At 71.5% G+C, this 13523-nt stretch carries 6 protein-coding genes; 2 read left to right on the top strand and 4 right to left on the bottom strand.

Translation table 11 applies throughout. The annotated features are described in order from the left end of the window. Positions 1-8: 8 nt before the first annotated feature. The 3 genes from EJK91_RS20390 to EJK91_RS20380 form a co-directional block, all read right to left on the bottom strand. On the bottom strand, positions 9-1712 hold the full coding sequence (locus EJK91_RS20390; protein WP_125079818.1) for an alpha/beta hydrolase: 1704 nt from the start codon (positions 1710-1712) through the stop codon (positions 9-11). A 12-nt stretch (positions 1713-1724) separates the two neighbouring features. Further along, complete coding sequence (gene purL / locus EJK91_RS20385; protein WP_206430455.1) at positions 1725-3995, bottom strand: phosphoribosylformylglycinamidine synthase subunit PurL; 2271 nt, start codon at positions 3993-3995, stop codon at positions 1725-1727. Between the two features lie 88 nt (positions 3996-4083). After that, positions 4084-5352: a M18 family aminopeptidase gene (locus tag EJK91_RS20380; RefSeq protein ID WP_125079816.1), complete on the bottom strand. Its 1269-nt coding sequence runs from the start codon at positions 5350-5352 to the stop codon at positions 4084-4086. Between EJK91_RS20380 and EJK91_RS20375 the strand changes: the two genes are divergently transcribed. Next, entirely contained in the window at positions 5351-6424 is a 1074-nt protein-coding gene (locus EJK91_RS20375; RefSeq protein ID WP_125079819.1) for a Dyp-type peroxidase, read from the top strand. The two genes, EJK91_RS20380 and EJK91_RS20375, sit on opposite strands and share 2 nt — an antisense overlap. Next, complete coding sequence (locus EJK91_RS20370) at positions 6421-7218, top strand: family 1 encapsulin nanocompartment shell protein (protein WP_125079815.1); 798 nt, start codon at positions 6421-6423, stop codon at positions 7216-7218. Before EJK91_RS20375 ends, EJK91_RS20370 begins: the two co-directional genes overlap by 4 nt. A gap of 25 nt (positions 7219-7243) precedes the next feature. Here EJK91_RS20370 and EJK91_RS21970 read toward each other — a convergent pair whose 3' ends face one another. Further along, complete coding sequence (locus EJK91_RS21970; RefSeq protein ID WP_206430454.1) at positions 7244-13492, bottom strand: PE family protein; 6249 nt, start codon at positions 13490-13492, stop codon at positions 7244-7246. Positions 13493-13523: the final 31 nt, after the last annotated feature.

The following is a 13523-nucleotide window of genomic DNA, read 5'->3' as shown; positions in this document are numbered from 1 at the left end:
ACCCCCGTCTACCCGCCCCGCAGGGCCGCCCGGGTTCGCTCGGTGTCGGCCGGTGTCCAGCCGTCGGGTGGCAGCACCGCCACGAGTGCGTCCAGGATCGTGTCGGCGTAGTTGTGGCCGTGCCCGGCGGGCATCTTCTCACCGTGGAACAGGTCGGCGCTGACCTGCCAGAACGTCACCACCGGGTACCAGCGCATGGATACGGTGCGGTCCGGGCCGGGTGCTTCGGTCAGCCAGTCAGGCCGCGCGAACAGCAGATCCGGTGACCACCACACCACCGGGTCGGAGGCGTGCTGCAAGAACAGCACCCGGGTGCCGTGCCACGGGGGCGCGGCGATCCGGGCGATCTCGGCCGGCACCGTGCCTTGGGAGAACCGCACCGTGCGGCCGTTGTCGTAGCGCGGCAACACGGCGGTGCTGCCCGGGTCGCGCCGCACCAGCAGCGCGTGCCAGAGCGGGCTGGCCTGCGGCGGCCCCACCCACAGCACGGCCTCGTAGCCCATCTCGGCGATGTCGGGCAACCAGTCGAACGCGGCCTGCCCGGCCATCGATCCCAGGCTCTCGCCGTAGAGCACCAGTTTGGGCCGGTGCTCGACCGGCAGGCCTCGCCACCGCTCGGCGATGGTGCGCACCAGCAGCCGTCCCGAATCCATCGATTTGCGTTGGTCGGCCAGGAAGGAGATCCAGCTCGGCAGGTAGGAGTACTGGACAGCGACGATGGCGGTGTTGCCGTTGTAGAGCATCTCGAGCGCATCGGCCGCGGCCGGGTCGACCCACCCGGTGCCCGTGGTGGGCACCACGACCAACACCTGGCGATCGAAGGCGCGGGTGCGATCCAGTTCGTCGAGCAGCAGCTGCATTCGCGCCTGGTCGTCGCCGGCGCTGTGCAACCCGGCATACACCCTGATGGGTTCGCGGGCGGGCCGTCCATTGAGCCGGGTGAGCTCGGCGGCGTGTGCTCCCCCGGCGACGAAGCTGCGGCCCTGGCTGCCCAGCGTGGCCCAGGGCGCCAACGACTCCGGGCTGCCGGATCGCTCCGGTTGCAACGGCTGGATCGTCCCGGGCACGGTGGCGCTGTCCTCGGGCTGGAACACCGCGCTGGCGCCGGCGAAGAAGCCACGGATCAGCACGCCGTTGATCAAGGTGGTCAACAACACGACCACGATCGCGCTGCCGATGAACATGGCGACTTCGCTGTGCAGGTGCCACCGCCGGATCAGCGCCCGGGCCAGCAGCCGACTGGCGTCGATCAGCACCCGCACGGTCGCCACCAGTGCGGCGGCGACCCCGATCGCCACGCCGAGGGTGCACAGGTAGCCCAGCGTTGCCGGGCCTTCGATGCCCAGCAGGTCGGAGACCTGGCGCTGCCAGCCGGCGGCCGGGATCAGCATCACAACGCACGCGGCCGGAGCCGTCACCACCACAGTTGCCTTGAGCGCGAACAAGACCGGGCGCGACGGCGGCCACCAGCTGGCGCCGCGCAGTAGAAACCGTTCCACCGTTGCGCCGATCAGCACGCCCAGCCCGTAGCCGAAGGCCGCGTTGATCCCGCCGATCAGCCCCTGGAACACCCAGTCGCGCGGCAGTAACGACGGGGTCAGCGACAAGCAGAAGAACAGCGCACCGAACGCCACTCCGGCGAACTTGAGCCGCAGCAGGCTCCATGCCCACACCAGCAGCGGGTGTTTGGCCGGTGGCGCGACCGTTCCCATGCCGCTGGGGCTTTACCCGAACAGTCCCGGCAGCACCGCTTCGGAGGTGCTGCGCAGTTCGGTCAGCGACACACTGAACTGGCCTTGGACCTCGATCTCCTGCGAGGCCTGGTCCACCACGCCGACTCGAGTGGCCGGCAGGCCGCGCGCCTCGCACATGGAGCGCAGCCGGCTCTCCTCGGTGCGCGGCACCGCCACCAGCGCCCTGCCCGCCGACTCGGAGAACAGGAAGACGAATGGATCGACATCTTCGGGAAGCAAGATGCGGCAACCGGTTTCACCGGCGATCGCCGACTCGACCACGGCCTGGATCAGCCCGCCTTCACTCAAGTCGTGGGCCGCGGACACCAGGCCGTCGCGCGATGCCGCGCTCAGCACCTCGGCGAGCAGTTGCTCGCGCTCCAGATCGACCTTCGGCGGCAGCCCGCCCAGGTGGTCACCGGTCACCTGCGCCCAGATGGACCCGTCGAACTCGTCGCGGGTGTCGCCGAGCAGGATCAGCGTCTCACCCGGTTCGACCCCGAACGCGGTCGGAATACGGCGGCCGACGTCGTCGATGACGCCGAGCACCCCGACCACCGGGGTGGGGTGGATCGGAGTGGCGCCGGTCTGGTTGTAGAAGCTCACATTGCCGCCGGTCACCGGAATCCCCAGTGCCGCACAGCCGTCGGCCAGGCCGCGAACGGCCTCGGCAAACTGCCACATCACCCCGGGGTCTTCCGGTGAACCGAAGTTCAAGCAGTTGGTGACGGCGATCGGGGTGGCACCGGTGACGGCCACGTTGCGGTAGGCCTCGGCCAGTGCCAGCTGCGCCCCGGAGTAGGGGTCGAGCTTGGTGTAGCGACCGGACGCATCGGTGGAGATCGTGATCCCGCGCCCGGAGACCTCGTCGATGCGCAGCATTCCACCGTCGGCGTGCTCGGCCAGCACGGTGTTGCCGCGCACGTAGCGGTCGTACTGCTCGGTGATGAACGCCCGGCTGCACAAGTGCGGACTGCCCAGCAGTGCCAGCAGAGTCGCGCGCAGCTCCTCCCCGGTGGCCGGCCGCGGCAGCTTGTCCGAGCGGTCGGCGTTCAGGGCGTCCTGGGTGTCGGGGCGCGCGACCGGGCGCTGATAGATCGGGCCTTCGTGGGCCACGGTGCGCGGCGGCACGTCTACGACGGTCTCGCCGTGCCAGGTGATCTGCAGCCGGTCGCCGTCGGTCACCTCACCGATCACGGTGGCGAGCACGTCCCACTTGGCGCAGACCGCCATGAAGGCGTCCACGTTCTCCGGGGCGACCACGGCGCACATGCGTTCCTGCGACTCGCTGGACAGCACCTCGGCCGGGCTCATGTTCGCTGCGCGCAGCGGCACCTTGTCCAGCTGGATCGCCATGCCGCCATCGCCAGCGGATGCCAACTCAGAAGTAGCACAAGATAATCCGGCACCGCCGAGATCCTGGATGCCGACCACCAGCTTGGCGGCGTACAGCTCCAGGCAGCACTCGATGAGCACCTTCTCGGTGAACGGGTCGCCGACCTGAACCGACGGAAGCTTCTTACGGCCGGCACCGCTCTCGTCGCCGCCGAAGGTGTCCGATGCCAGCACCGACACCCCACCGATGCCGTCCAGCCCGGTACGCGCCCCGAACAGGATGATCTTGTTTCCGGCACCGGAGGCGAACGCCAGGTGCAGGTCTTCCTTCTTGAGCACGCCGACGCACAGGGCGTTGACCAGCGGGTTGCCCGCGTAGCACGGGTCGAAGATGGTTTCGCCGCCGATGTTGGGCAGCCCCAGCGAATTGCCGTAGCCGCCGATGCCGCGCACCACCCCGTCGAGCACCCGGCGGGTATCGGGGGCGTCGGCGGCGCCGAAGCGCAGCTGGTCCATCACCGCAACCGGACGGGCGCCCATCGCCATGATGTCGCGCACGATGCCGCCCACTCCGGTGGCCGCGCCCTGGTACGGCTCGACGTAGGAGGGGTGGTTGTGCGACTCCACCTTGAAGGTGACTGCCCAGCCGTCGCCGATGTCGACGACGCCAGCGTTTTCGCCGATGCCGGCCAGCATGGCCTTGCGCATCTCGTCGGTGGTGGTCTCACCGAAATAGCGCAAGTGCACCTTGGAGGACTTGTAGGAGCAGTGCTCGCTCCACATCACCGAGTACATGGCCAGCTCGGCGTCGGTGGGGCGGCGGCCCAGGATGTCGCGGATGCGCTGGTACTCGTCGTCCTTGAGACCCAACTCGGCGAACGGTTGCGGGTGCTCGGGCGTTGCGGCGGCGTGTTCGACGGTGTCCAGCGTGGTCGGGGGCGTCACGGGCACAGTCTATGGCACCGATTTCGGCGCGTTGGCGACCGCTCAGCGGGAACAACCGCGCCGAAATCACTCACTCCGGCGCCAGGAATGCGGCCAGGGCCGCCGTGTAGGAGGCCACGTCGCGCGCGCCCATGAGTTCGCGCGCCGAATGCATGGCCAGCTGCGGGGCGCCCACGTCAACGGTGGGGATCCCGGTGCGCGCGGCGCTCATCGGGCCGATGGTCGATCCGCAGGGCAGGTCGGCCCGGTGCTCGTAGCGCTGCAGCGCCACCCCTGCTTGGTCGCAGGCCAGCGCGAAAGTGGCGGCGGTGCGGCCGTCGGTGGCGTAGCGCAGGTTGGGCTGCACCTTGAGTACCGGGCCGGCGTTGATCGCGATCTGATGGCCCGGTTCGTGACGGTCCGGGTAGTTCGGGTGGGTGGCGTGCGCCATGTCGGCCGAGGCCAGTGTGGAGGCGGTCAGCCGGCGCAGGAAGTCCTCGCGGTCGCCGCCGGCGGCCAGCGTGATCCGCTCCAGGATGGTCAGCAGCAGATCGGACTGGGCGCCGTGATCCGACGTCGACCCGACCTCCTCGTGGTCGAACAGCACCAACACCGGCAGGTAGCGGCCCGGTTGCGCCGCCATCAGCGCTTCCAGCCCGGCGTAACAGCTGGCCTGGTTGTCCAGCCGCGGGGCGCTGACGAATTCCTGGCCCGGCCCGGTCACCGCCGACGGCGCCAGGTCGTGGGTCATCAGGTCGAATCCCAGCACGTCGCGGGGTTCCACGCCGGCGCGCTGCGCCACGTACCCGAGGAAGTCCGGGGACCGGCCATCTCCCCATACCGCGTTGACGTGGCGTTGAGGGTCCAGCTTGACCGCGGCACGGTCCTCGGCCAGGTGGATGGCCAGCTGCGGCACCCGCAGGATCGGCTCGTCGATACGGACCAGGTGATGGTTGATCCCAGAGCGTTCGGCACCGCTGCGCACCGAGAGCCGGCCGCTGATCCCCAGATCGCGGTCCAGCCAGGAGTTCAGCCACGCGCCGCCGTAGGGCGCCAGGGCCACCAGCTGCCAGCCGGCGACCTCACGGGCGGGGTACTGCTTGACCCGCAGGTTCGGGCTGTCGGTGTGCGCGCCGATGATCCGGAACGGGATGTGGCCGCCGTGCTCCGGACTATTCCATGCAATCAGGGAACCGGCCCGGACGGTGAAGTACCGCTCCGGCGCCTGCGGCCATCGGTCGGTTTCGGAGACCTCGGTGTAGCCGGCGACTCGCAGCCGTTCGGCCACCGCGGCACAGGCGTGAAACGGCGACGGTGAGGCGTCGATGAACTCGCATAGTCCGGTTGCGGTGGCCGCCATGGGGTTAAGTCTTTCGCATCCGGACGCCGATGGGGGCGTTAGGGTCGATAGCGTGCCGTCCGTCCAGCCCGTGACCGCTCCCCTGACCTGTTCGGCCATTTTTCTGGTGGCCACCATCGATCAGGGCGGCGAGCAGACAGTCCACGACGCATTGCCCGACCTGGCGGGTTTCGCTCGGGCGATCGGCTTCCGCGACCCGACCAAGAAGCTGTCGTTGGTGACCTCGATCGGCTCGGACGCCTGGGACCGGCTGTTCGCCGGCCCTCGCCCGGCCGAGCTGCATCCGTTCGTCGAGTTGACCGGTCCCCGCCACACCGCCCCGGCCACCCCGGGGGATCTGCTCTTTCACGTCAAGGGCGAGACCTTGGACGTCTGCTTCGAACTGTCGGGGCGGATCGTCAAGGCGATGGCCGGGGCGATCACCGTGGTCGACGAGGTACACGGCTTCCGGTTCTTCGACAACCGCGACCTGCTCGGTTTCGTCGACGGCACCGAGAACCCGGTCGACGACGAAGCGGTGGCGGCCACCGCGGTCGGTGACGACGATCCCGACTTTGCTGGCGGCTCCTATGTGCACATCCAGAAGTACCTGCACGACATGGCCGCCTGGGAGGCGCTGCCGGTCACCGAACAGGAACGCGTGATCGGCCGTACCAAGGCCGACGACATCGAGTTCGACGACGGGGTGAAACCGGCCAACTCGCACATCGCGCTCAATGTCATCACCGACAAGGACGGCAACGAACTGGACATCGTGCGGCACAACATGCCGTTCGGCTCGGTGGGCGCCGGCGAGTCCGGGACCTACTACATCGCCTACTCGCGGACGCCCCAAGTCACCGAGCAGATGCTGCGCAACATGTTCTTCGGCGACCCGCCGGGCAACACCGACCGCATTCTGGATTTCTCCACCGCGGTCACCGGCGGAATGTTCTTCACCCCCACGGCCGACTTCCTCGACGATCCGCCGCCGCTCCCGGGAGCAGCGACACCCACACCCTCCGAGCCCGTCGAGACCACCGGCGTTCACGGCTCACTGAACATCGGCAGCCTGAAAGGAACCTCGCAATGAACAACCTGTATCGCGATCTGGCCCCGGTTACCGAAGCGGCCTGGGCCGACATCGAGCAGGAGGCGACCCGGACCTTCAAGCGGCACATCGCCGGGCGCCGGGTGGTCGACGTCAGCGAGCCGGCCGGCCCGACGGCGGCCGCGGTGGGCACCGGTCGGCTGACCGGCATCAGCGCCCCGGCCGACGGCGTCGAAGCGCATCTGCGCGACAGCAAACCGCTGGTGCGCCTGCGGGTTCCGTTCAGCCTGTCGCGTGACGAGATCGACGATGTCGAGCGGGGCTCGCAGGATCCCGACTGGGACCCGGTGAAGGCCGCGGCCAAGAAGCTGGCGTTCGCCGAGGACCGCATCATCTTCGGGGGATACCCGGGCGCCGCGGTGGAGGGCATCCGCAGCGCCAGCTCGAACCCGGAGCTGACGCTGCCCGAGGACCCGCGTGGCATCCCGGACGTGATCAGCCAGGCGCTGTCGGCGTTGCGACTGGCCGGGGTGGACGGCCCGTACTCGGTGCTGCTATCCGCGGACGCCTACACCAAGGTCGCCGAGACCTCCGATCACGGCTACCCGATCCTGGAGCACCTGCGCCGGCTGGTCACCGGCGACATCATCTGGGCACCGGCTATCGACGGCGCGTTTGTGCTGACCACTCGCGGCGGGGACTTCGATCTGCGGCTGGGCACCGATGTCGCGATCGGCTACCTGTCGCACGATGCCGAGAACGTGCAGCTCTACCTACAGGAGACGCTGACGTTCCTGTGCTACACGGCCGAGGCCGCGGTGGCGCTGGGCGCGTAGGGGTCCCGCGCCAGCGGCGGTCGCCTTAGCCGCCGCTGCCTCCGGAGCCCTGACCACCCTGGTTGCCCGTCGCGCCCCCGGTACCGGTACTGCCTCCGGTACCGGCTCCGGCCGCACCGCCCTGACCGCCGGTACCACCGGTGCCACCACCGCCGCCGATACCGGCCGCACCGCCGCTGCCGTCGTGGCTCTCGCCGTCGCCACGGCCACCGCCGTTGCCACCGGTACCACCGGTACCACCCGTGCCACCGGTACCACCCGTGCCGCCATCACCAGCCTGCCCAGCGACCCCGCTACCGCCAGCCGCACCGGCAGCACCACCTTGGCCACCGGTACCACCGACGCCACCCGTGCCGCCGGTGCCACCGGTGCCACCTTGACCACCGTCGCCGCCCCACCCGGTCCCGCCGGTCCAGTTCTCGTTCCCGAAACCGCCGGTGCCACCGGTGCCGCCGGAGCCGCCCGCGGCACCTGTGCCACCGGTGCCGCCCTGACCACCGGTACCGCCGTTGCCACCGGCGCCCGATATCGCGCCACCGGCGCCACCGGCGCCACCTGCGCCGCCGGTGCCACCGCCGTTTCCGCTGACACCAACACCGCCTGTGCCGCCGGTGCCGCCGTCCCCGGCATAGCAATTCGCGTTGACGACACCGCAGTAGGCTTCGCCGCCGGTGCCGCCATTGCCACCCTTGGCACCTACACCACCGGTGCCCCCTTGACCGCCGGCGCCGCCGTAGGAAGTACCGGAGCCGACACCGGCGTAGCCGCCGGAGCCGCCATTGCCACCGGCCTGCTGCAACCCGCCGTTGTTGGCGTTGTTGCCGTCGGTTCCGGGACTGCCGGGCCCACCGGTCTTCGTACCCGTCGCGGTGGTGCTTCCTGAGCTGCTGCCGGTACTGCCGTTGCCCGCGGCCGGGCTCGATCCACCGGTGCCCGGGTTGACCCCGCCGCTGCCGGTGCCGCCCTTGCCGCCATCGCCGCCGTTTCCGCCGTTGCCGATGTTGCCGCCGTCGCCACCCTTGCCGCCGACCCCACCGGTGCCGTTGATCGTGGTGGCATTGCCGCCGTCGCCGCCGTCGCCGCCATTGCCGGCCGCGCCGGAGTGCATCGCTCCGGTGCTACCGTCGGCGCCCTGCGTCAGGCCGGCACCGCCTTGGCCGCCGGCACCGCCCAGGCCGGCGTCGCCGCCGTGGCCGCCGTCGCCGCCCTTGCCGCCAGCGGTGATGGCATTGGAGCCGTCGCCGCCGTCGCCGGGCGTACCGCCCGTGCCACCGTTACCGCCGGCCCCGCCAACACCCTGATCGCCCGCGGTGCCGTGCGCGGCAGTGCCCCCGACGCCACCGACGCCGCCGGCGCCGCCGACTCCACCGCCGCCGCCGTTACCGCCGGCCTGTCCGTTCACCCCGTCGCCGGTGGCGTCCGCGCCGGCCATTCCGGATCCACCGCGGCCGCCGATCCCGCCCGTTCCACCTGCGCCACCGGAACCGCCGTTGCCGGCGATCGAGCCGCCCAGACCGCCCGTGCCGCCCGCGCCGCCGGCACCACCGGTCAGACCCGTGGTACCCGAACCGCCGGCCGTGGTCGCATCGGTACCCGCCGCGCCGGCCGCGCCGTTGCCACCGTTACCGCCGGCCCCGCCGTTGCCGTGGTCGCCGCCGTTACCGCCGTTGCCACCGTTGCCACCGGCCGCACCCGCGGTCGTCGACGTGTAGCCGTCACCGCCCTTACCGCCGCTGCCGAACACACCGCCGGGTGTGTCACCGTCGCCGCCGTGCGCCCCGCTGTTGGCTCCGGCACCACCCGCGGCACCACCGGCAGCACCGCTACCGGCCGTACCAACGTTGCCGCCGGAACCGCCGTTGCCGCCGTCGAGGTGGGCAGCGGTACCGTCCGCGCCGGCACCACCGTTGCCGCCGGCACCGGCATCTCCACCAGCACCACCGGCCCCGCCCGAAGCGTTGGCGCCCGCGGTGAACCCGGCGGCCTGGGCTGCGCCACCGGCCCCGCCGGCGCCGCCGAGCCCACCGGAGGCACCGTTGCCACCGGATCCACCGTTGCCGCCGGTGCCGTCTCCGCTGTTGTCGAACGAACCGGCGTCCCCGTCGATCCCGGCACCGCCGTTGCCGCCCTGACCGCCGGCACCACCCTTGCCGCCGGCACCACCGTTACCGGCGAGGACGCCACCCAAGCCACCCTGGCCGCCGGCGCCACCAACGCCGCCGGAGGTGCCGTTGGTACCCGAGACACCCACGGTGGTGCCGTTGGTACCGGCCGCACCATTGCCGCCGTCACCGCCGGCGCCGCCGTTGCCGTGGTCGCCGCCGTTGCCGCCTGCTCCGCCGGCCCCGGCGGTCTCGGCCGTGCTGGTCGGGCTGTAGCCGTCGCCACCCCGGCCACCGTTACCACCGCTGGTCACCGAGCTGCCCTGACCACCGTCCGTGCCGACAGTGCCACCGGTGCCACCGATGCCGGCCGCGCCACCATTACCGCCCGCACCGGCGAGGCCGACGTCACCACCGTTGCCACCGGCTCCACCGTCGGTAACGGCTGCAGTACCGGCCGCGCCGTCACCACCGTTGCCCGCCGCGCCGGCGTTGCCGCCGGCACCACCGGCACCACCATTGCCGTTGCCGCCGTTGGCGCCGCCGCCCAGGCTGAGACCGCCTGCACCGCCCTGCCCACCGTTACCGCCCTGACCACCGGCCCCACCGTCGCCACCGTCTTGGCCGATCCCGGAGTTGGCGGTGATCACACCGTCCGCACCGGTCCACCCGGCACCACCGGCGGCGCCCGCGCCGCCCCGGCCGCCGGTCCCACCGGCACCACCGTTGGCTCCGGTGCCACCGGCACCGCCAATACCGCCTTGGCCACCGCTGCCGCCGAGGCCACCCGCACCGGAATTGACACCGTCAACACCCGCGGCACCCTGATAGCCGGCACCGCCATCGCCACCAGCGCCACCAGCGCCACCATTGCCGTCGACGGCGCGGATCAACCCATCGACCTGGAGACCACCGAGACCGCCGTTGCCGCCCTTGCCGCCGGTACCACCACCGGTGCCATCGACATTGCCGGCGCTGCCAGCATTGCCGGCCGCGCCGGCGGCGCCGCTACCGCCGTTGCCGCCGACACCGGCCGCACCCGCAGCAGCCCGGCTGATCCCATCAACCTGGAGACCACCCACACCGGCGTTACCACCGACACCACCGTTGCCGCCATTGGCACCGGCGATCGCACCCGCATCGGAAGCTGCGTCGTAGCCGATGCCACCAGCACCGCCATTGCCACCACGGCCAGCCTGGCCGTTGGCACCGTCAGCGGCACGCTGGCCGTTACCGGAATCGCCACCCAGACCACCCCGGCCGGCGTCACCGCCGTTACCGCCATTGCCGCCGACCCCACCGGTCGTCGAGCCCGCAGTCCCCGCCGTGCCCACAGCACCATCAGAGCCGGCGGTGCCCGAACCACCAGCACCACCCACACCACCAGCGCCGTGGTTGCCGGCTACCGCACCACTGCCCCCGACACCGCCAGCACCACCATTGCCGCCAGCGCCACCGGAGACCCCAGCCCCCGCCAAGATGTCCTGAGTCGGGTCATAACCAGCACCACCGACACCACCAACACCACCAACACCACCGTTACCGGTCGTGGCACGGGTCGACCCATCAGCGGCATACCCACCGAGGCCACCGTTGCCACCCTTGCCGCCGGTACCACCACCGGAGCCATCGATAGACCCGGCGCTGCCCGCAGTGCCGGCCGCACCGGTGCCACCGCCACCACCGTTGCCGCCGACACCAGCCGCACCCGCAGCAGCCCGGTTGATCCCATCAACCTGCAGACCACCCACACCGGCGTTACCGCCGACGCCACCGTTGCCACCATCGGCACCGGCAACCGCATTCGGGTCAGTAGCCGCGTCATAACCGATGCCACCAGCACCGCCATTACCGCCACGACCAGCCTGACCGTTGGCACCGTCGTCAGCACGCTGACCGTTACCGGAATCGCCACCCAGACCACCCCGGCCAGCATTACCGCCGACACCGCCATTGCCGCCGACCCCACCAGTCGTCGAGCCCGCAGTGCCCGCCGTGCCCACAGCACCATCAGCACCGGCAGTGCCCGAACCACCAGCACCACCCACGCCGCCGAAGCCGTGGTTACCGGCTACCGCACCACTGCCCCCGACACCGCCAGCACCACCATTGCCGCCAGCGCCACCGGAGACCCCRGCCCCCGCCAAGATGTCCTGAGTCGGGTCATAACCAGCACCACCATCACCACCGACACCACCATTGCCACCGTTACCGGTCGTGGCACGGGTCGACCCATCGGCCTCATACCCGCCGAGGCCGCCGTTGCCGCCGGCGCCACCGGTGCCGCCGTTGCCGCCGTCGACATCGCTGAAATCGCCTACGGCACCTGCCTGGCCGGTGGCACCACCGCCACCGTTGCCACCTACACCGGCCAAACCCGCCAGAGCCCGGTTGATCCCATCGACCTCAAGACCACCCAGACCGGCGTTACCACCGACGCCACCGTTGCCGCCACTGGCACCGGCGGCCGCACCCGCATCGGAGGCCGCGTCATAGCCGATGCCACCAGCACCGCCATTACCGCCACGACCAGCATGACCATTGTCACCATTCGCGGCAGTTTGACCACCACCGGAATCGCCGCCCAGACCACCCCGGCCAGCATTACCACCGACGCCACCATTGCCACCGGCGCCACCGGTCGTCGACCCAGCAGTCCCCGCAGAACCGGTGTTGCCATCAATGCCGGCAGTACCCGAACCACCAGCACCACCCACGCCACCAGCGCCGTGGTTGCCCGCTACCGCACCACTACCGCCGACACCGCCAGCACCACCATTGCCGCCGGCGCCACCGGAGACCCCAGCCCCCGCCAAGATGTCCTGGGTCGGGTCATAACCAGCACCGCCATCACCACCAGCGCCACCATTGCCACCGTTACCGGTGGTGCCGTCGGACGCTCGCTGACCGTTGCCACTGTCCCCGCCCAGCCCGGCCTTGCCGCCGTCGCCGCCGTTGCCACCGGCACCGCCGACCGCACCGGTCGGGTCTGACGCTTCACCAGCGGCACCGTCGATACCGGCACCACCGGTTCCGCCGGCACCGCCGTTGCCGCCGACACCGCCGGCTCCGTGCGCACCGGCTACCGTCCCGCTGCCCCCGACACCACCGGCACCACCATTTCCGCCAGCACCGCCGTCGTCACCTCGACTGCCGTTGAGGCCGTCGGCGCCCCGATATCCATCACCACCGGCGCCACCTTGTCCGCCGGCACCGCCGTTGCCCTGCGCGGCGTAGGTGCTGCCGTCGCCGTTCAAGCCGCCGGCACCGCCGTCGCCGCCCTTGCCGCCGATGGAACCGGTGCCGCCGGCAGTGCTGGCCGCGGTGCCGTTGGCACCGTCCGCACCGGCTGCGCCGGCGCCACCGTTGCCGCCCAGGCCGCCGTGGCCGTAGGCGCCGGCGTCCCCGCCGGCACCGCCGGCCCCGCCGTCGGTGCCCGGCGCCGCACTCGGATCTGCGGCGGCGTTGTAGCCGTTACCACCGGCGCCACCGTTACCTTGCAGGTCGGTATTCCCGCCGCCGGCTTGACCGGCAACGCCCGCGGTCGAACCCTGACCGGCCGCACCGCCGGCCCCGCCCGCCGCGGTGACGGCACCGCCTTGACCACCCCGACCACCGACGGCGTGGGCGGCAGTACCGTCTGCGCCGCGACCGCCATCGCCGGCCAGCCCGGCACGACCGCCGTCACCTCCGTTGCCACCAGCGCCCTGGTGTCCGGCCACACCGTTCGGGCCGGCGGTACCCGCCGCGCCGCCATTGCCGCCAGCCCCGCCGATCCCACCGCCACCGCCGGAACCTCCGGTGCCACCGACACCGCTACCGCCGTCGGCGAACGAACCGAGCGCCCCAGCTGCGCCGTCCCCGCCATGGCCGCCACGCCCACCGGCGCCACCGGCGCCACCGTTACCGCCGTCGCCCGATCGGGTGCCACCGGCGCCACCGGCACCACCGTTGCCGCCGTTACCGCCGGCCAGGCCGTTTTGGCCGTCACCACCGTTGTAGCTGCCACTGTCGCCGGTGGCGCCAATCGTCCCGGCCAGGCCGGAACCGCCGTTGCCACCGTCGCCGCCGTTGCCGTTCGCGCCGGCGTCACCGCCCCGGCCGCCGTTGCCACTGGAATCGATGCCCGCGCCACCGGCGACTGTGGCAGCTGCAACGGTGGTGACGGCCAAAACGGCCTGGCCGGCGGTTACGGCGGCAACG

The organism is Mycobacterium sp. P7213 (assembly GCF_900604305.1).
Classification (GTDB): domain Bacteria; phylum Actinomycetota; class Actinomycetes; order Mycobacteriales; family Mycobacteriaceae; genus Mycobacterium.
Note: the sequence above shows the minus strand (reverse complement) of the source record. Positions and strands in the feature narration are given on the sequence as shown.

Coding starts and splice junctions, on each gene's coding strand:
- EJK91_RS20390 (WP_125079818.1), bottom strand. CDS start 1,712: ATGGGAACGGTCGCGCCACCGGCCAAACACCCGCTGCTGGTGTGGGCA.
- EJK91_RS20375 (WP_125079819.1), top strand. CDS start 5,351: ATGGGGTTAAGTCTTTCGCATCCGGACGCCGATGGGGGCGTTAGGGTC.
- EJK91_RS20380 (WP_125079816.1), bottom strand. CDS start 5,352: ATGGCGGCCACCGCAACCGGACTATGCGAGTTCATCGACGCCTCACCG.
- EJK91_RS20370 (WP_125079815.1), top strand. CDS start 6,421: ATGAACAACCTGTATCGCGATCTGGCCCCGGTTACCGAAGCGGCCTGG.